We start from the raw sequence: 20,207 nt of genomic DNA on the forward strand, positions 1-20,207 counted from the left end.
AATGAAAAACAATGGCGTGGTAACCGTAACGCTTAACCCTGCACTGGATATGACCGGAAGCATGGGAACACTCAAAGCGGGATTCGTTAACTTAATCAATTCATCAAACCTCAACCCAGGCGGCAAAGGCGTGAATGTCGCTAAGGTGCTTGCAGAGCTTGGCGCGAAAGTCACGGTAACGGGCTTCTTAGGCGATGACAACCAAGACCCTTTCGCACATTTGTTTGAACAACTCGGCATTGAAGACAGATTTATTCGTGTGTCAGGCGCATCGCGTATCAACGTGAAGCTAGTTGAAGACACTGGACGAGTGACGGACTTGAACTTCCCAGGAGTCACGGTTGATCTGGCCTCATTGCAGGCATTCGAAAATACCTTGTTTGAATTGGCTAAAACCAATGATCTCTTCGTGATTGCTGGCAGCCTTCCTGTTGGCGTCACTCCAGCTCATTTACATGGCTGGATTGCCGCCCTGCGAGAGAAAGGCAAAAAAGTGTTCTTTGACAGCAGCAATGCAGCACTTGTTGAGGGGCTGAAAGCGTCTCCATGGTTGGTGAAACCGAATGATGAAGAGCTTTCACAGTGGGCAGGACGAGAACTCAATGATTACCAATCCCTGCAGGATGCAGGCTCTGCATTGGCGGCAACAGGCATTCAAAATGTGGTCATTTCTCGCGGGGCAGACGGTGTGTTGTGGTGTAGCGAGGGCGAATGGTTTGCTAGTCAGCCTCCTCGAATGGAGGTTGTCAGCACCGTCGGTGCCGGGGACACCTTAGTTGCAGGACTGTGCTGGGCTGAGCTTAATCAATGGGAAAAAGAACAGGCACTCAGTTTTGCAACGGCGCTATCCGCGCTCGCCGTGACACAGATTAATGTCGGCGTGTCGGATATTTATCAAGTAGAAGCGCTGCAAAACGAGATAAGCGTAAAACGGTTAGAAGCAAATCATGAAACAGGGGTAGAAAGATGAAAGCAGTCATTATTACATCGTGCCCAAGCGGTATTGCAAACACTATCATCGCGGCAGGCATGCTGGAAAAAGCAGCGGCAGCGCTGAAGTGGAAAGCAACGATAGAATGCCAAAACACAGTGAAAGCAGTACAGAAGGCCTCTGCATCGGATATTGAGTCCGCAGACTTAATCATCGCAGTCGGTCCTGTTTCTGACATGGCACGCTTTAATGGCAAGAAGGTTTATCAGGCCTCACTTGACGAATGCTATAGCAGTTCAACGCAATTGATAGAAAATGCAGCGTCAAATGCGAAAGTTTACGCACATAAAGATATTGCGCCAGCGACTGATGCTGACAAGGTTGCCTCTGCAAAAATTCGTATCGTCGGCATTACGGCGTGTCCAACCGGTGTAGCGCATACTTTTATGGCCGCTGAAGCCATTGAGGAAGAAGCCAAAGCGCAGAGCATGTGGGTGAAAATTGAAACCCGTGGCTCTGTTGGCGCCAAAAACCAACTGACCGATGAAGAAATTGCGCAGGCAGATTTGGTGTTTATTGGCGCAGATATCGAAGTGGACATGGCCCGCTTTGATGGCAAACGCGTATATCGCACCAGTACCAGTGCGGCCTTAAAAAAGACCAAACAAGAACTGGCTAACGCCTTTGATCAAGCGGCAGTGTATAAGCACGGTGGCACGAAATCTGATAGCGCCAATAAGAATGAGCGCACTGGCGCTTACAAACACTTGATGACAGGTGTATCTCACATGCTGCCATTGGTTGTAGCGGGTGGTTTGTGTATTGCGCTTTCGTTTGTGTTTGGCATCGAAGCGTTTAAAGAGCAAGGTACGTTGGCTGCGGCGTTAATGGAAATTGGTGGCGCAAGTGCGTTTGCATTGATGGTGCCTGTGCTGGCCGGTTTCATTGCATTCTCGATTGCAGACCGTCCGGGCTTAGCGCCGGGTTTGATTGGCGGTATGCTTGCAAGTTCAACAGGTGCCGGTTTCCTAGGCGGTATTGTTGCAGGCTTCTTGGCGGGTTACACGGCAAAGTTCATCGCTGACAAACTCGAACTACCTGATTCCATGGCGGCATTGAAGCCAATACTGATTATTCCATTGGTGGCGAGCTTGATCACTGGCCTTGTGATGATCTTCGTTGTCGGTGGTCCTGTTGCTGGCATCATGAATAGCCTGACCGAATTTTTAAACAGTATGGGTTCCACTAACGCCGTGCTATTGGGTGTGATTCTTGGCGCGATGATGTGCTTTGACTTGGGTGGCCCGGTTAACAAGGCAGCATACACTTTTGGTGTGGGTCTGCTGGCGTCTCAAACGTATACGCCGATGGCGGCAGTGATGGCGGCAGGTATGGTGCCGGCAATGGGGATGGGCCTTGCGACGTGGTTAGCAAGAAGCCGATTTTCAGCGCAAGAGCGAGAAGCGGGCAAAGCGTCATTTGTCCTCGGAATGTGCTTTATCTCTGAAGGTGCCATTCCGTTTGCCGCGCGTGATCCCATGCGAGTGATTCCAGCGTGTATGGCGGGTGGGGCATTGACGGGTGCTTTGTCGATGCTGGTTGGGGCAAAACTGATGGCACCACACGGCGGAATATTTGTTCTGTTTATCCCGAATGCGATTACCCCTGTACTCCTGTATTTAGGTGCTATCGCCGCCGGTACTGTGGTAACTGGTGTTCTGTATGCCGTGCTGAAACGCAGTGAAGAGCCGCAGGTTGTCGCTCAACAAGCTTAATATCTGACAGATAGTTAAAGCGGGAAATAAAAGAGTCGGCCAATGTGCCGACTCTTTTTGTATATATCTATTTTCCGCGCAATTTACGCGAGCAAATCTGACAATTTGCTAGCGAAATGAGCGGTGAGATTGATAAAGGTTGAGGCCGTTTTGTCCTTGCATAAAAGCAACATGAAGCTCGACCAATACCTCACTTTCTTTTATCCAAGCGTTATCTTGCTGTTGTTGGCAAAATTCCATCATTCCCACAATGAGCGTGTCGAGTTTCTTTAGGCTCCAGCGTTTAACCTCTTTTTCGACATCAGCATGAGAAGCCAAACTTTGAAGTTTCGCATAGCAAAACTGCAAATAATTATAAGCTTCATCTATGCGGCCTTCGCTTTGATGAAGACGCTGTAGTTTTTCACAGCCATCGACAAAATAAGCGATGGCATCGCTTTGTGTTTGGCTAATCGGTGGAGCGAAAAGGACTGAGGGCGTATTCGTAATGAGGTTTGCCAACCCATTGACACCGGAACTTTTACCTTCGCTATACCATGACTTGATATCTTCTAACCAAATGTTTGCTGCGTCCATTTGCTCGCTCCTTGGCTCGTTGAGGAGCATGGGCAATCAATCATCACAACGACAAATTGCGCCGTTGTGAATAGATTAAATGCCGAGGTCATCCATCAATGAATTGGTTTCTTGCTGCGGCTTACTATTGGATTTCTTTGAATCTTTGCCTTCTAGCTGTTTGGCAATTTCTGTCTCGAGAATATCGTCAGGGTTGAGTTCTTCCGCTTCTTCAAATTCTTCGAGTTGGATGAACTCCGTTCTCTCCATGGAAAGCTCGAGGTAGAAAATATTGTTATCTTCGGTGCTAAAGCTCACTCTGCGAGCCTGAGGGCGATCGATATTGCTATCAACAGTGACATTAATGTTTTTGTTGATTGCCATCATTTTTGGCTGATTTTGGGTAATGTTGGTTTGAAGCGAACGTTTTATTTTACCCGTGAAGTCACCCACCATTTGATTCATTAACTCGCCAAGCACATCAGCTACCTCGTCAGACGTATGAAGAGTGGCTAATTCTTCCTCTGGAATACCCATGTGCGACATGTACTTGGTGTAGAGCTCAAGTGCCGCTTTCGCGTCGAAATTAATGACCACAAGACCAGAAAAACCGCCGTCAAAGAGAACGAAGCAGCCAAAATCAGGCTTCAAACTGGTTTTAGTGATTTTCTGAACCATGGCAGAGTAGTGAACAGGTGAATCTGTTGCTTTCGAAAGCACGGAAGTAACAGACTTACAAAGCTTCAGTAGGATGTCTTCCGTGGTCACAACTTTAGTTTTTCTCATAAATAACTCGCTCGTTCTTTTTTTTAAAATTATCTCGTCAATTGTGGCACTAAATTGGAAAAAGTGCCGAGTTCTCAAGCATCAGGTGTGCTGACTTTTCCATGATCGAGTTCATGTGTTAATGCAATGCGTTTGGATTTAACTGCTGAAATGGTTCCATCGAGTTGTTCATTCAAAGTGAAAATCAACGATTCTATGTCGTTACTTTTTGCATCAGCACTTTGTTCAAGCGAAATACACAAGTCTGAAAGGGCGAATGCCCCAATGCTGCGAGATGATGTTTTTAGTTTGTGTGCAGAGGCTTTTATTTGGTCAAAATCATAAGGGGCATGTGTCATCGCCAAGTCGGTTAATTCCGGCACACAGTGCTTGATGAATTCTCCGAGAACGTCTGCGTAGGTTTCTTTATCTCCCCAGAACAGCTTTTGAAGCACACTGGCTTCGAGTTCCACCTCTAGCTGCGGCAGAGCAGTCTCTTGGATCATATTTTCAGACCGCGCGGTTTCGGTGTTCGCTACCTCGTGCAGCGCTGTCTCGTGGATCAAGGGATCAGAGACGTTTAATGCGACACTGGTCGGAGAGGATATTTCCTCGAAGGGCTTGCTCTTAGAGCACCATTTACTCAGTACTTTTTGGATAACATCAATTTCAACGGGTTTCGCTATAAAGTCGTTCATGCCTGTCTCAATGCAACGTTCAGCCTCGCCAACAAGTGCATTGGCAGTTAGCGCAATAATTGGGACAAATTCATTTCGTTCTTTTTGAATAGCACGTATGGCATGAGTGAGTTCATAACCGTCCATGTTAGGCATGTGGCAATCGGTCAACACAAGAGTGAATGCCTGTTTACGGTAAGCGCGCAAAGCCTCTAAGCCATCACCTGTCATGACCACCTTGTAGCCGAGATAAGTAAGCTGTTTATTGATCACTGTTTGGTTGGTGACATTGTCTTCTGCGACAAGAATGGTTCCTTGCTCTTGATCAGTACGTTCAATGAATGCTTCTCTTGTGCTGGTGTCAAGCGCGGGATAGTCAGGGCTTTCAAGCCCAACACAGATACGCAAGCCGCTGAGTAGCATCGATAATTTCAATGGCGAAGCATAGACAGCAAACACATCAATACCACCATAACGATGGACAGGGAGTTGCATGTCGAGTTCGAGATAGCGAATTTCGACACTAGACGAAAGAAATGGCGGCATGAGCTGTTTGGTTTGCAGATAATCGCGACAGATGACGACGTATTTCACATCGCTTCGCTCAAATTTTTGCTGATGCAGCAATTCGACTGACGTGCTGTGACAGGAAATATTTAACTGTTGCAGATAGTTATCGATGCTAGTTTTTAGGGCACCGTTTTCTAGTGTGTTGACGCAGATCACGCTGCTAAGCGTCTGCGCAGACTCACGCAGCAAGTCAATTTTGCAATTTTCTGGAATGTTGATGTTGTCAGCGACAGGCAGTTCAAAACTTACGGTAAATATTGAGCCTATGCCTTCCTCACTTTCAGCGCGAATACTTCCCCCCATAAGAGAAACAATGTTCTGACTGATTGCGAGGCCTAAGCCTGAGCCACCGTAGCGACGAGTCGTTGAATACTCAGCTTGGGTAAATGGTTTGAAAATCGCTTCAAGTTTGTCTTGGCTGATACCAATACCGTTATCACGAATCTCGATGGATATGGATGAGTGGTTGTTGTGTTCAGGTTGATTTTTTATCCAAACTTGCACTTCTCCACGATGTGGTTGACCACCTGAGAATTTAATTCCGTTACCAATAAGGTTAAACAGTACTTGCCGAATGCGGGTGGGATCACCACTGAGACACGTTGGGACGGAGGGAGATATGTAAAGCGTTAAGGATACGTTTTTGTCTGTCGCCTCTGTTGCCAAATTGTCCATCACCTGTTCCGCGATGTTGCGCAATGACAGTGGAACATCATCAATTCGCATCTTTCCTGCTTCAATACGAGAAAAATCGAGAATATCGTTGATGATAGAAAGAAGTGATAACGCCGAATCACGAACCGTTGTGGCCACGCCCATTTGTGTCGCGTCCAACTTTGAGCGCCGCAAAATATCAATCATGCCAATGACGCCGTTCATTGGCGTACGTATTTCATGGCTCATTGCCGCCAAAAACTGTGCTTTGGTTTTTGAAGCCGCCTCTGCCAATTCTTTCTGATAGAGAAGTTGTTCTCTTGCCTGATTTCGCGAAATGATGTGGTCGCGAAAGGAGCTAAGTGCGTGAGAGATTTGGCCCACTTCGTCAGGTCTGTTTTTGTAAAGGATTGGAATCTCGGTATTACCATCAGCGAGGTTGCGCATGGTATCAGCGAGCCTAGCGATAGGCTGCGTGATTTTTTTATAGATATAAACGGTCAGTGCAATACTGACTAGTGTCATGATGGCAAACAATCCGAAAAAAGATATCTGATTGTTTTTCAATACCTTATGCAGGCTGGCCATGGAGTTGGCCGCACTGAAACTGGTCTCGCGTGAAAACTCTGTTAACGATGTTTCCAGTGTTTTGTATTCGTTGTTGTTGATGGTTTTAAGGGCATGAATGGCTTCATTCTTTTTGAGCGGGTCATACTCGCTAAAGATTCGTTCGGTGCGTGTCACTAGGTCGTTGATGATTCGTTCAATTTCGTCAAGATTTAGCGTGTATTGTTCGTTAGTGGACATCGCCCGTAACTGCTGGAGATAATTGGAAAAGAAAGCAGCATTTTCATGGAAATGTTGAATTTGGTTATCTTCACCGTTGAGATAGAAATACACAGAAGACATCATATCTTCTGCATCCTCTCTCATGAGCCATATGACTTGATGGTTCTCAACGTTTGTCTCAGTATCGTTGCTAACATCTAACCCTAACAGCGCTTGAATGGCACGATTCAATTCTGGTGCAAGGTCTTTCTTGATCAGTTTCTTTTCATTCATTGCCCACTTTTCTCTTTGTGGGTCGTATTGTCTGAGTACCTCACTTTCGATTTTCGTTTCGAACGCTTTGTAATTACTTTCAATACGATGAAGTTTACTGGCGTTATCACCATGAATCTTATTCAGCTCTTTCAGTGAAACTTCAAATTGGTTCTTGTTCTTGAAATAGGTGTCGAGTGAGGCGCTTTCGCCTAAGGCATAGCTAAGCATATTGCGGTTCATTTCACCGACGAAACGTAGCATAGAGACTGAAAGTAGGGCGCGTGGGATTTCTAACTGGCGGGTATTCGTGGTGTCAGTGCTGGCGGTATCATGCATGACATAGGTGGATACAGAGAGCAGCATGGCGCAAAGTGTCATCATTGCCATAATAAATCCCACTTTCCCCACGATACTTTTGGAAAAGGGGAATTGATTATCGCGCTGGATTTGGTTTTCTGACATCACGAATCCTTGATGAGTGACACTTTCGTCCAGTAAGTGCAGGTGGTGACATTTTTAGCGTGATTTAGGCATTAACTTTTATAGGATGGTGCCAACTTATTTCGCCATGAAAAGACGCGTTAAAGTGCTACGCTTGCGTCATCGAACTTATAATGTAGTAACACTGGACTCTCTTGTGAGTACTATGACTCAAATAAGTGACATATGGCTAATTAATTGGTATCAATTTTCATGTCAGAGCAATAAAATTGGGCGTAGGAAGTCACGCATTGGAGGTATTAAATGGTCGTTGAGTCAGATGGATATGCGGCTCTAATTGAATATTTCGTAGAAAACTTGGCCGCGTTCGCTGCGTCAGGTGACAAGGTTGGTTCTGAAACAATCGATGATCTTGTCCACGAACTGGTCGCAAGCCAACTTATGGTTATTTGCGAGCAGAACAAAGACATGCCACTACCTCTGCGCTTTGCGGTGATGAGCGAAGCGGATAAAGTGGTTGCAGATTTAGAAGAGATATTGAGCTCGGTTTGGAATCAGAAACCTACGTTTGCTCAGATTAACGTGCTTGAAGAGTATATTGGTCTGGTAAAAAACCTGTTTGATGCTGCTGTTTCTGAGTGTGTTTAAACCTCTGGTGGTAATGCCAGGATGGCGCTAAGTTCACGCATATCGCACCTTAGCGCAAACAAGTGGTTGCACTGCTCTCTGCTCTGATTAAAATGCGCCTTTATTCTTTTAAGGCGCATCCCATGAAACCTCACGCCATTCACAAACTCTACGATCAAAGGCTTGCGCAATCGACTAAGCCATTTCGTGCGCGAGGGGCCAGTGTTGTTCGCTGTATTCACTGCATGGTCGTTGAAAGGTTATGTATTTGTGAAGAAAGGCAAACCTTGACGACGAACGCCGGATTTTTGCTCGTTATGTATGATGATGAGGTATTAAAGCCGAGTAATACTGGGCGTCTTATCGCGGATACGGTTGAAGATACCTACGCGTATATTTGGTCGCGTAAAACGCCCAATGAAGAGATGGTGGCGTTGGTCAATGACCCAATATGGCAGCCATTCGTTGTTTTCCCTGCACAGTATGCCAGCGAAGACCGCGTTGTTAGTCAGCCAGTGATAAAAGCGGGAAAACGTCCTCTTTTCATCATGATTGATGGCACTTGGCAGGAAGCGAAAAAAATATTCCGCAAGAGCCCTTGGTTAGATGAGGTACCCGTTCTAAGCATCAAGGTCGATACGCAATCGCGTTATCAAATGAGAGAAGCGAACGGTGAAGGTCAGCTTGCAACAGCAGAGGTGGCCGCACAAGTGCTGGCACTTGCGGGGGATATCAAAGCGTCCCAATGTTTGGATGCATGGTTTGATGTGTTCCGTGAGTACTATTTGACAGGGAAAAAACAGCGTAATCTCCCAGACCCGGCTGCGCTTGATAAATATAGAGAGCTTCGAACCCTCTAATTTAACAACGGTTTGCGATTCACTTCGCATAGTTGTAGCGCTGAAAAGACGACACAAAGAGTTACTTTGTCTTTAGTCACATTAAGAACCGTTTGAAACAGGGATAATTCAAACAGATTGACGATTTTGCTATTAGGAACAACGGAGTAAAGGATGTATTACGGCTTTGATGTAGGTGGCACCAAAATTGAGTTTGGCGCATTTGACAATGATCTAAAGCGTCAGGCAACAGAGCGCGTGCCTACCCCCGGAGACAACTATGAGCTGTTGGTTGAAACGCTAGCGGGCTTAGTGGCGAAATACGACCAAAAATTTGGTTGTGAAGGCACGGTCGGGCTTGGTATTCCCGGCATTGAAAAGGCTGAAGATGGCACAGTGTTAACGGTCAATGTGCCAGCTGCGAAAGGTAGAACGCTTCGTGCAGATCTTGAAGCAAAAATTGGCCGAGCGGTTGCGCTTAACAATGATGCCAACTGCTTCGCGCTGTCTGAAGCGTGGGATGAAGAGCTTCAAGGTGAAAAGGTTGTCCTTGGCTTGATTCTGGGCACAGGGTTCGGCGGTGGCATTGTGCTGGATGGCAAGATTGTTTCTGGTAAGAATAATGTCGCGGGTGAGCTCGGACACATGCGCATGCCGATTGACGCTTGGCTGCACCTTGGTAAAAATGCGCCAATTTTTGAATGTGGTTGTGAGAAAAAAGGCTGTATCGACAACTATCTCTCTGGTCGCGGATTTGAAATGCTGTACACGCATTTTCATGGTGAAGAGAAAAAAGCGGTCAATATTATTGCGGATTTTAAAGCAGGTGAATCTCGTGATGTTGAGTTCGTCGACATCTATATGGAAATGCTAGCGATGGTCTTTGCTGGTTTGTTTACCGGTATTGATCCCGATGTGGTGGTGTTAGGTGGTGGACTGTCGAATTTCGATGCCATCTATGAAGAAATGCCTAAACGTCTTCCTAAGCATTTACTTTCCATTGCTCACCCTCCAAAAATCATCAAAGCCAAGCACGGAGACTCCGGCGGAGTCCGTGGCGCTGCATTTTTGAATATCCAGCGCTAAAGTCTTAGCTGAGACGCTTGGAAACGAAAGGCACCTGAGTGAAAGGTGCCTTTTCTCATACCAAAACATTAAATTGGCTTCATGTACCGCTGATCTATTCGGCGTTATGTGTGAAATAATTCCTCAGCTATCTGAGTTGTATCAATAAGAATTGGATAAGTTGATCAGGTGATTTTGAAACAGAACACTTCGCGAACTCTTTTCGTACTCCTTGTGCTTTTATTCTTGTCTGTCGTCGCCATTTTTTGGTTTTATGCTGGTGGTGCGCGTTCAACCTACACGGTCTCTCCAACAGAGTTTAAGGTTGAATATATTGATGACACCCCAATGGGGGGAGATACACAAGGAAGTGTTACCGTTGATGGCGATGGATACGTTGTTCTTAACTGCAATCTGGGTAAAGCGCACCGATGACCTTCTGTGAAGTGGCGATCAGTTTAAGCGCGTATGCTGCAAACGGGATTGATTTAACGCACTATCATTCTATGGTCATTGAGGCTGCTTACGATACGCCTGAGCCGAATCAGCGCTTACGCGTGTATCTGAGAAACTTCAATTCGGCATACTCTCGTATTGATGACCCTGTTTCGCTGAAATTTAATGGGCTTGAATACAACCCGAGTGGATCGATGTCTGAGTACGTGCTGCCTTTAAAAGCGTTTCAGGTTATCTCTTGGTGGATCTCTGATCTAGATATACCGCTGGAGCATGCTGGGCCAGAATTGAGTAATGTCTCATTGATAGAGATAGCAACGGGTAGTGCGCCAATATTGGGTGAGCATGAGCTTGTTATCAGAGGTATTCGCTTTGAGGGACTGATGCTCTCAGAGTCTCAGCTTTTTCGTGGAATAACGTTTGTTTGGCTTGCCACTATCATGACGCTATTGACGGTTAAATACACGCAAAGCCGGCGTATCTATAATCTGGAGCGTTCACGAGCAGACCGTTTGAAAGTGATTAACTTGGCGTTAAAGCAAAAAAGTGAAACCTTGTCTGTGCTTGCCAATACTGATGCACTCACAGGGTTGAGAAATCGCTTGGGTATCTATCAGGAACTCGAAAAACATATTACTTCGATGGACGATAGAAGCTGCACGGTGTTGTGTTTGGACATTGACCACTTTAAGTATGTCAATGACACCTACGGTCATGACATGGGTGACAAACTACTCGTGAGTACGGCGAAAATCATGCGAGAATCAGCAAGCACTAGCGATGTCATTGTCCGTTGGGGGGGAGAAGAGTTTGTGATTTTCTGTCCTAAGCGTAACTTAGCTCAAGCATCGTTCTTAGCCGAAAGAATTCGATCCGCGTTTGAGTCTACAGCATGGTCTCATGGCGAATTGCTAACATGCAGTATTGGTGTGTCATCGATGCGCGAAGCCAGTATCGCTGCAATGATCGCAGATGCTGATGACGCTCTTTATCGAGCCAAACAACTCGGAAGAAATCGGGTGGAAGTGTTTGCTGAAACACTGATGACGGTTTAAACAAAAAAAAGCAGCGTTGATAAGCTGCTTTTTTCAAATTTCATTTTTGTTTCTATGCGGTGCGCAGTTTACAGCTGTGTTTTTTCGGCGTTTGCTTTGCAGTGTTTAACCGCATTTTCTAGCAAGCCCAGAGCCGATGTTTCTGGCTCAGGAAGTGCGGCGTCCGACACGTTAATTGGCGAAGTGCGATCACCCCAACGTATCACGCCCGCACCCCAAGTCAGGCCTGCACCAAATGCTGCCATCAACAATGTGCTGTTTGGTGTCACTCGGCCTTCTTCAACGGCTTCACACAACGCGATTGGAATGGTTGCAGCCGAAGTATTGCCATACTTGTGGATATTAATAAACGCTTTATCCAACGGGATCTTTGCGTGATCGCAAAGTGCTTCGATAATGCGCTTGTTAGCTTGATGTGGGATCACCAAGTCAATATCACTTTCCGTTGCATTAGCGCGTCCGAGAACGGCACTTGCAGCAGCCCCCATGCCTTTTACGGCACGTCTGAAAATTTCACGGCCAACGAAGTTAAAGCTGAAATAGCCGCTGTCTTCTTCAAAGCGCTGCATGGCGGTGCCAAATGCAGGGATAGCGAGCACATCTCTTCCTTCGGAATCACAGCCAAGTTGGGCTTCGAGTAATCCTACTTCTTTATCTGTTTTACTCAGCACAACGGCGCCTGCGCCATCACCAAACAAAACGGCAGTATCACGTTTGCTCCAATCGAGATACCAGCTCAAGCGCTCCGCACCAATAACGACGGCATGTTGATACGCGCCAGCCTGAATCATTCTCGTCGCTGTTTCAAGCGCATACAAAAATCCGGTACACGCTGCGTTTAAATCGAACGCAGCCGCTTTCTTAGCGCCAATTTCAAGTTGTACTTTCGAGGCAATGTTCGGAATTAGCGTATCTGGAGAGCAAGTGGCGACAATGATGAGATCAACATCAGCACCTTCAACCCCCGCCGTTGCCAGCGCATGTTTTGCGGCAATTGTTGCCATGTCTGATGTGTTGACGTGGCTGATGCGGCGAGCACTGATACCGGTTCGAGAAGAAATCCATTCGTCTGAAGTGTCAATGATGGTGCTTATGTCGTTGTTGGTGAGTTCTGCCTGAGGTAAGCATTTTCCCCAGCCAGTAATTTCGGCAAATGGCATGAGAGTCTCTTGTTTTGTTTTAACTGTTGCCAGTGTACCGCTGTTATATTGTTGAAACAAATAGCGTGCTGTGCGCTGTGAACAATAGCGACATATTCCTGAGCAAGGATACTGAAACCAAAAGTGGCCCGAAGGCCACATGGTTTACGTGTTGATTGCGCCTTGAAAGCGAGGCTCTGTTACCAAAACAACCAAGCAAATATTGCGAGAACAGTAATGGCAACCACATTCAAGTAAATTCCTGCACGCATCATCTCTGATTGTTTGATGTGACCTGATGCGAAAACAATGGCATTTGGCGGCGTGGCGACAGGCAACATAAAGGCACAGGAGGCTGCAATGGCAATCAATGCCGACAGAATTACGGGTGAAACCCCAAGTGCTTCAGCAACCGTGGCGAATACAGGTACGAGAAGAGCAGCACTCGCGGTGTTACTGGCAAATTCCGTCAGAAACACGACAAACGCCACAACAGCCAGCAAGGTAAAGAAGATGCCTGCTGATGAAAGGAAGCTGCTTAGCGATTCGGCCAAGAACACACTGGTCCCGGTCGCTTTCAACACATTGCTCAAACACAAGCCACCACCAAACAGCAGTAATACACCCCAGTCTGTTGTTTTCTCGATATCTTTCCAGTTAACCACGCGTGATGCGCCAAGAAGGATAATGGCAGAGATAGCGACAAGGGAATCAAATTTACTTAAGCCACCCAGCATTTGGTTGATTGGCTTACTGAAGATCCAACAGAACACCGTCAGTGCAAAAATAGCCAGAGTAAGACGACGCGCATTGGTCCACTCAATAGGCTTGTGATCCAGTTCGAAGGTGTGGTTCAAATTGGGCTTGGTCAAGAAATAAAGAACGGCAATGGTGATCGGTAACAACGTGACGGTAATTGGCAGGCCTAGTTTCATCCACTCTATAAAGTTTAAGTTAACTTCTGCCGCTGCAATGGCGTTGGGAGGGCTACCAACAATTGTCGCGATACCACCAATGCTCGCGCAATATGCGATACCTAGAAGTACAAACACGTAGGTACCACGGTCAGATTTTGCATTGACCTTGCTGAGTACGCCAAGAACCAATGGCAGCATCATTGCCGTTGTTGCTGTGTTTGATATCCACATTGAAAGGCCAGCAGTAACACCAAACAACATCATCACAGCAACGCTCATTTTGCCTTTGGCAATGACCAGCACTTTGTCGGCAATGGCCTGATCAAGTTTTTGGGTATGAAGCGCAGCCGCTAGCGCAAAGCCACCCAGAAAGAGAAAGATAATGGGATTGGAAAAATTTGACAGCGCTGTAGAGGTGTTAAAGACCCCTAAACCGACGGCAAGTACCGGAACAAGCAGCGCAGTAATACTGACGTTTAGCGCTTCGGTAAGCCAAAGTACGGCGATGAAAACAAGCAGGCTTAGACCGACGACAACGTCCTTCTCGAAAGGAAGGAAGGTCATCATAAGGGTGAACAGTGCAACGTTGGCTATAAGAATTAGGCTATTTTTGTTAAACAGCCAATCTTTGAAAGCAAGGGTTAATGCTGTCATATCGACTTCCTCTAAGAATATGTAGGGTGGTTTTTATTGTTTGAATTGAATTCAACTGCATTATTGCCTACCTAAATGATTTCGTAGAGAGCGCTAAACCACATCATTAACAAGATGTTGCTTGAATGTTTAAAACTGGGATGGCGTGAATTTTAAATGGGTAGGTTTCCACCCACCAGATTTGAGAGGGTGTGACAGAGTGTTACTCAGGAAGAGAAAGTGTTTCGGTCGGGATGGTTTCTTTGGGTCCGAGGAATTTGGGCTGCTCGTTTAGAACATAGATATCCAGCACGGCTTTTACTCGTGCAAGTATTTCACGAGCGCGTATTTTCAAACCCGCCAGCCCTTTTGGACTTGGCACGGCCAGACAAATAGCATCAATTTCGTAATAGTCTGCAATGAAGAGGGCGCGTTCACAGTGAAATGCTTGAGTGACTAGCGTGAATTCGTCTGCATCAAAGACTTTTTTGGCTCGTACGATGGAATCAAGCGTTCTAAATCCTGCGTAATCAAGAAAGATACGGTCATCAGGAATACCTGCTTTTAGCATATCTCTTTTCATCGTCCATGGTTCGTTATAAGAGCGATGCGCGTTGTCACCACTGAGCAGCAATACATCGACTTTGTTGTTCAGATAAAGGCGTTGAGCCGCTTCTATTCGGTAGGTATAAAAAGGGTTAAGGGTCTTTCCAATGTATTTGCTGGTGCCCAATACCAAGCCAACATGACGAGCAGGCGTTTCAGCGATCGAATCGTAAATGCGATCTTTTGCTTGATAAGAGACCCAGAGATCCATCGCCGCAATACTGAGTAGCGAGATAATAAAAAGAATAAAGACAGCAGTCGACGCTTTTCGAAATGACATCACAATTAGAAAGGTACTAAAACCAGTGAGGAACCAGAAGGTTAAACTAAAAAATGAAAAAAAACAAAAAGAACCGCCGTTTCATTACGGAAAACGGCGGTTCTTGTTCAAATTATTTAATGATTCAGCGTTAGAACGACGTGCGTTTGTACTGACGGTACTTCGGTTCCCAGAAGATCGCATCAATGCGTTCTTGTAACACGTCGTCGGTCAGTTCCAGCGCAACACCGTCTTCAATGGCTTTCTTTGCCACAGCGAGAGCAATGTATCGCGATACCGACTGAATCTCTTCTAGAGGCGGTAGCAGTGGGCCTCGACCATATTTTGCTAACGGAGAACATTCGGCCAATGCGCGGCTTGATTCCATCAACATGCCATCAGTCACGCGTTTCGCGTCTGTTGCCAGCACACCGAGACCAATGCCAGGGAAGATGTAGCTGTTGTTACACTGCGCGATGGTATAGGTTTTACCGCCATCCAGAACAACGGGATCAAACGGGCTTCCCGTCGCCACTAATGCTTCGCCGTTGGTCCAACGCAGAATATCAAACGGCGTGGCTTCCACGCGGCTTGTTGGATTTGACAGTGGAAATACAATCGGGCGTTCGCAATGTTCATGCATCGCTTTTATCACATCTTCGCTGAACAAGCCTGGTGCACCAGAGACACCAATCAAGACCGTAGGCTTAGCATTCTTCACCACGTCTAACAGGGAGATGTTTTGGTCAGCGAGTTCCCAATTCTTAATTGCTGACGATTTCTGAACCAACTTCTGTTGGAAGTCGAGCAGGTTTGGCATGGCATCAATCAATAGACCCCAGCGATCAACCATGAAGACGTGTTGTCGCGCTTCTTTGTCGCTGATCCCTTCGGAAACCATTTGGGCAATAATTGCTTCAGCGATACCACAGCCAGCAGAGCCCGCACCAAGGAAGGTGATACGTTGGTCGGATAGCTTGGTGCCTGCAGCTTTACAGGCGGCAATCAAAGATCCCACGGTAACAGCAGCGGTACCTTGAATGTCGTCATTAAAACAGCAGACGCGATCTTTGTAGCGCTCAAGGATTGGCATTGCGTTCTTTTGTGCGAAATCCTCAAACTGGATCAGTGCATCTGGCCAGCGATGCTGAACGGCTTGGATGAATTCTTCGATAAAATCATCGTAATCTTGGCCTGTGATACGCGTATGCCTCCAACCCATGTACATAGGGTCAGACAATCGCTGTGGGTTATTGGTACCCACATCCAATACGATTGGCAATGTATAAGCGGGGCTGATACCACCACATGCGGTATAAAGCGAAAGCTTGCCAATAGGAATACCCATGCCACCGATACCTTGGTCACCCAGACCAAGAATACGTTCACCGTCAGTCACCACGATAACTTTAACGTTGTGGCGAGAAGCATTGTTAAGCATGTCGTCAATGCGGTAGCGGTTCGGGTAAGAGATAAACAAGCCACGGCCACGACGATAAATTTCAGAGAAATTTTCACAGGCTGCACCGACAGTCGGGGTGTAGATTATCGGCATCATTTCGCTGATATGGCTATTCACTAAGCGATAAAACAGGGTTTCGTTAGTATCTTGGATATTGCGCAAATAAATGTGCTTATCCATATCGTTTTCGAAACGCTGATATTGTTTGTAGGCACGTTCTGCCTGTTCTTCTATTGACTCAATAGCTTCTGGAAGTAGGCCTTCCAGATTGAAGAACATCCGCTCTTCAACAGAGAACGCACTGCCTTTGTTAAGCAGCGGCGTTTCAAGCAACGCTGGGCCAGCGTATGGAATGTAGAGTGGACGTTTTTGATTATGCATGAAGAAGACAACTCAATTCTTTCAGAAGACATGATTAAAATAGGGTAAGTGTTTAGAGAAACGGGAATTTACTTCCCGTTTAAGCAGTGTAGTGGTGTTGACCTTGCACGTTCAAGATCATTTTAAACAAAGCGACCACCTGAACCTTAAACAGTGACCTGCTACAAACAACTCGGGTGGATATCCACTCATCTCGTTGTGTATAGAAAATCAAGAAACGTTTGGCGCTGTTTGGGCACTGTTCTGAGGTACACTAGGCGCATTGAAATTCAAACGCCTACACAATGAATCCATGATCAAATCAACCCTTCAGCTACCCATTGACGCTATTCAAGCATCTGTCGAAATCGCGTTAGCCAAGCGCAATGTGATTATTCAATCAGACACCGGAACAGGTAAGTCCACGCGCTTGCCTGTTTGGGCATCGAAACTTGGTCGAGTGCTTGTGATTGAGCCTCGTCGTGTGGCTTGTACATCACTGACGGGCTTTGTCGCAGAAAGTATAGGCGCAAAGATTGGTGAGCAAGTCGGGTATGCCATCAAGTTTGATTATCGTTTTAGTGATGACACTCAGATTGTGTTTGCGACCCCAGGCGTTGTGCTTCGTTGGTTCAGTGAAGATAAGCTTTCTAAGTTTGATGTGGTGATGATTGATGAATTCCACGAACGACGTGCAGAAACCGATTTGCTGGCAGCGCTACTAAATAAACTGAACAAGCACCGATTGATCATCACGTCTGCTACGTTAGACAGTGACAAACTTAGCCAATATTTTCATGCGGAGATACTTAAAGCGGACGCTAAGAGTTACGGTGTCACGGTTTCTTATCATGCCTCAGACAGTCAAGTGATGCCATCGGGCAAGCACATAGAATCACGACTAAAGCCTGTGGTTGAGCGTGCGTTGGAACGCGGCGGTGATTTACTGGTGTTTCTGCCAGGGAAAAAGGAAATTAATCTGTGCCGTTCGGCGTTGAGTGGACTCGGCGCTGATGTTATTCCACTTCATGCATCGGTGTCCGATCTTGATCGAAAACACGCACTGAACCAAAGCGACAATCAACGTATTGTGTTGGCGACCAATGTAGCGGAAACCTCATTAACCATTCCTGGCATCGTGACAGTTATTGATACGGGAATGGAAAGGCGCACCCATCAACGCAATGGTCGAACAGCGTTGGCGCTCCACACTATCTCCAAGGCGAGCGCCAAGCAGCGGGCAGGGCGTGCTGGGCGAATAGCAGCAGGGTATTGTGAACGACTTTATGGTCAACATGCGCCGCTTGAAGCTTTTACACCGCCAGAGCTTGAACGCGAAGATTTGATTGAAACCATGCTTGCTGCAGCGTGTAGTGGTTTTACATTAGACCAACTCGTGTTTCTTTCTCCTTTACCCGACAAGTCTCTGCTATCCGCACGCACAAGACTCATTGCTATGGGGGCAATTGATAACAATGGCGTAGTGACCGAGCATGGTAAATTGCTTTATCCGCTCCCGATTGATTCTCTGTTTGCCCACTTGATATCCGGTATGACGTCTAGGCCGAACAAAGAGGCTATGTGTGATTTGGCCGCCATACTGCAAACGCCAATGACCGTTTGGAAGCGTCTACCCGGTGAAATGGCGTTAGAGAACGACAAGGCATGGAATACGCATCAGTGTGACGTTGTCACTTCTATCGCTGTGCTACGCGGTGAGCAGTCAGAAGACATTGATGTGGATCTGCTTGCACGTGATGAAGCAAGACGTTTATCTGCGTCTTTGAGAGAGGCCATGGTGTTGCCGCAATGGGATGCTGCCAGTCGATTTCAGCGAGAAAACTTCTTGCGCAATGTCATCGACATTGCACCAGAGCTTGCCTTTGTAAGGCGAGAGAAGCGTCAACAGGCGTTTGGAAATGGTGACAGTGAAGTAGTGGTACTCAGCCGTGATAGTGATTTCCTTGCAGAGCCGCAAGCGGCGCTTGTATTTGATCAGTTCCACTTAGCTGGCCGAGGCGCAAAGCAAACCACATCGTACGCCACCTGTATGGCTCCGTTGCCCTTTTTATGGCTTGCGCATGCCGACTTGGGCGAGCTGGAAATAGCCGAGCAGATTGAAAAAGCGGGCAAAGTGTTTGATGTGGTTCAGCGCGTATATGCGGGGAGAATCATCGAACAATGTGAACGTGAAGCCGAGGGCGCGAGTTTACTTCTCGCGATAGCCAAGCAGATTCTAGACGGCGAATTGATGAATGGTGTTGGCGAGCACCTATCCCATCAGATCACTTACTGGAATTTATTCCAAACCTTGGTTGCTGAAAAACCACAGCCGGCAGTTGATGTCTTGGTTTGGCTCGAGCAGACGCTTTCTGAGCTTGGTGTTGAAACAGTTGATGACATGGACTTGATCGACCCAAGCGACATTCAGTTTGATGGCATTCCATCCTGGGAGTTTGACGACTTTGTTCGGACATACCCGTTACAGGTCACCTTGGCTGAACTAAGGCTCGACGTCGAATACGCTAGGTCAAAACGCATGGTCGTTGTTCACTATGTTAAAGGTAATCGAAAGGATGGGCCAAAGCGGTGGGAGTTACCTTCGTGGAATGGATGGCGGGTTAAGTACAAAAAAGCGAGCCGTATTGTCGATGTTAAGTAGCCGCATCTGAGATTGAGTAGGCAAGCGGATGTGAAGCAATTTACTCTGATGTAATGTTGAAAAAGCGAACTCGTCAAATCGAATTCGCTTAATTTTAGGTGTTTGATTAACGCACGCGGCGATAGTGATTTTTCACCATGGCGTTCAACAACACTTCGCTTTTTACCAACGTATATTGTTGAGGTTGCTCAAGCAGACCAAACAGTGGTGCGCCGCCACCGAGTAACGTAGGGATTTGAGTAACAATTAGTTCGTCAATCAGATCTTGTTCTACAAAACTCTGAACGGTTTTACCGCCGTCGATGTAAAGCGTTTTATAGCCTTGCTCGTTGAGATTGGTGACAATCTCTTTGATATCTCCAGATACAAGAAACACTTTGTCTTCGTAGGCTTTGGGAATGCACTTGAGGGTATGACTTATGACGAAAACGGGCTTGGAGTAGGGCCAGTCAATACCAAATCCACAGACGGTTTCGAAAGTATTTCTGCCCATCACCAATGCATCAACACTTTGCATGAACTCAGCCCACCCAAAATCCAAGCCCTCAGGATTAGGAATGCTGTGAAGCCATTCAATACCGCCGTTTTTGTCGGCAATGTAGCCATCCAAGCTTGTGGCAATATAAACGATGTTAGTCATTGGTTTTTTCCTAGAACAGGTTTAAAAAAACAAAAAAGCCATTCACTCGATTAGTAAATGGCTTCTCAATTCAGC

The 20,207-nt window shown here is 46.5% G+C and carries 16 protein-coding genes; 8 read left to right on the forward strand and 8 right to left on the reverse strand.

Features of this window, described 5'->3' with window-relative positions; genetic code table 11:
• Position 1 precedes the first annotated feature (1 nt).
• Positions 2-970 (forward strand): 1-phosphofructokinase, encoded by a 969-nt coding sequence (gene pfkB, locus AC3CIC_RS07785; RefSeq protein WP_371733254.1) that lies wholly within the window; start codon positions 2-4, stop codon positions 968-970.
• Positions 967-2,706: a PTS fructose transporter subunit IIBC gene (gene fruA / locus AC3CIC_RS07790; protein ID WP_488515838.1), complete on the forward strand. Its 1,740-nt coding sequence runs from the start codon at positions 967-969 to the stop codon at positions 2,704-2,706. Before pfkB ends, fruA begins: the two co-directional genes overlap by 4 nt.
• Positions 2,707-2,814: 108 nt before the next feature.
• Here the strand turns inward: fruA and AC3CIC_RS07795 are convergent, their stop codons facing one another.
• The 3 genes from AC3CIC_RS07795 to AC3CIC_RS07805 all read right to left on the reverse strand — a co-directional run bounded on the left by AC3CIC_RS07795 (position 2,815) and on the right by AC3CIC_RS07805 (position 7,433).
• Positions 2,815-3,282, reverse strand: a complete 468-nt coding sequence (locus tag AC3CIC_RS07795; protein ID WP_488515839.1) for a hypothetical protein — start codon at positions 3,280-3,282, stop codon at positions 2,815-2,817.
• Between the two features lie 75 nt (positions 3,283-3,357).
• Positions 3,358-4,047 (reverse strand): DUF3334 family protein, encoded by a 690-nt coding sequence (locus tag AC3CIC_RS07800; RefSeq protein ID WP_016962193.1) that lies wholly within the window; start codon positions 4,045-4,047, stop codon positions 3,358-3,360.
• Positions 4,048-4,121: 74 nt separating this feature from the next.
• Positions 4,122-7,433 (reverse strand): ATP-binding protein, encoded by a 3,312-nt coding sequence (locus AC3CIC_RS07805; RefSeq protein WP_488515840.1) that lies wholly within the window; start codon positions 7,431-7,433, stop codon positions 4,122-4,124.
• Between the two features lie 282 nt (positions 7,434-7,715).
• Between AC3CIC_RS07805 and AC3CIC_RS07810 the strand changes: the two genes are divergently transcribed.
• From AC3CIC_RS07810 to AC3CIC_RS07830, 5 genes are all read left to right on the forward strand, one after another.
• Entirely contained in the window at positions 7,716-8,060 is a 345-nt protein-coding gene (locus AC3CIC_RS07810; protein ID WP_488515841.1) for a DUF3802 family protein, read from the forward strand.
• A gap of 122 nt (positions 8,061-8,182) precedes the next feature.
• On the forward strand, positions 8,183-8,899 hold the full coding sequence (locus AC3CIC_RS07815) for a tRNA-uridine aminocarboxypropyltransferase (RefSeq protein WP_016962190.1): 717 nt from the start codon (positions 8,183-8,185) through the stop codon (positions 8,897-8,899).
• Between the two features lie 153 nt (positions 8,900-9,052).
• On the forward strand, positions 9,053-9,964 hold the full coding sequence (gene nagK, locus AC3CIC_RS07820) for an N-acetylglucosamine kinase (RefSeq protein WP_016962189.1): 912 nt from the start codon (positions 9,053-9,055) through the stop codon (positions 9,962-9,964).
• Between the two features lie 213 nt (positions 9,965-10,177).
• The gene (locus AC3CIC_RS07825) at positions 10,178-10,378 is read left to right on the forward strand and encodes a hypothetical protein (protein WP_488515842.1); all 201 of its coding nucleotides are present in this window, start codon (positions 10,178-10,180) and stop codon (positions 10,376-10,378) included.
• A complete protein-coding gene (locus tag AC3CIC_RS07830; protein WP_488515843.1) occupies positions 10,375-11,454 on the forward strand; it encodes a GGDEF domain-containing protein in 1,080 nt (359 codons plus the stop codon). The genes AC3CIC_RS07825 and AC3CIC_RS07830 overlap by 4 nt, the downstream gene beginning before the upstream one ends.
• A gap of 68 nt (positions 11,455-11,522) precedes the next feature.
• Here AC3CIC_RS07830 and AC3CIC_RS07835 read toward each other — a convergent pair whose 3' ends face one another.
• The 4 genes from AC3CIC_RS07835 to AC3CIC_RS07850 form a co-directional block, all read right to left on the reverse strand.
• Positions 11,523-12,614 (reverse strand): beta-ketoacyl-ACP synthase 3, encoded by a 1,092-nt coding sequence (locus AC3CIC_RS07835; protein WP_488515844.1) that lies wholly within the window; start codon positions 12,612-12,614, stop codon positions 11,523-11,525.
• 179 nt (positions 12,615-12,793) lie between these two features.
• Complete coding sequence (locus AC3CIC_RS07840) at positions 12,794-14,164, reverse strand: SLC13 family permease (protein WP_488515845.1); 1,371 nt, start codon at positions 14,162-14,164, stop codon at positions 12,794-12,796.
• A 202-nt stretch (positions 14,165-14,366) separates the two neighbouring features.
• A complete protein-coding gene (locus AC3CIC_RS07845; protein ID WP_017002787.1) occupies positions 14,367-15,029 on the reverse strand; it encodes a SanA/YdcF family protein in 663 nt (220 codons plus the stop codon).
• A gap of 130 nt (positions 15,030-15,159) precedes the next feature.
• Complete coding sequence (locus AC3CIC_RS07850; RefSeq protein ID WP_394211290.1) at positions 15,160-16,851, reverse strand: NAD-dependent malic enzyme; 1,692 nt, start codon at positions 16,849-16,851, stop codon at positions 15,160-15,162.
• A gap of 292 nt (positions 16,852-17,143) precedes the next feature.
• On the opposite strand from AC3CIC_RS07850, the gene AC3CIC_RS07855 reads away from it, so the two are divergent.
• The gene (locus AC3CIC_RS07855; protein ID WP_488515846.1) at positions 17,144-19,492 is read left to right on the forward strand and encodes a helicase-related protein; all 2,349 of its coding nucleotides are present in this window, start codon (positions 17,144-17,146) and stop codon (positions 19,490-19,492) included.
• A 106-nt stretch (positions 19,493-19,598) separates the two neighbouring features.
• On the opposite strand, the gene AC3CIC_RS07860 is transcribed toward AC3CIC_RS07855, so the two are convergent.
• Positions 19,599-20,132, reverse strand: coding sequence for a dihydrofolate reductase family protein (locus AC3CIC_RS07860; protein WP_488515847.1), 534 nt, complete (start codon positions 20,130-20,132; stop codon positions 19,599-19,601).
• Positions 20,133-20,207 lie beyond the last annotated feature (75 nt).

This window comes from Enterovibrio sp. QJM3NY_24 (assembly GCF_057786035.1).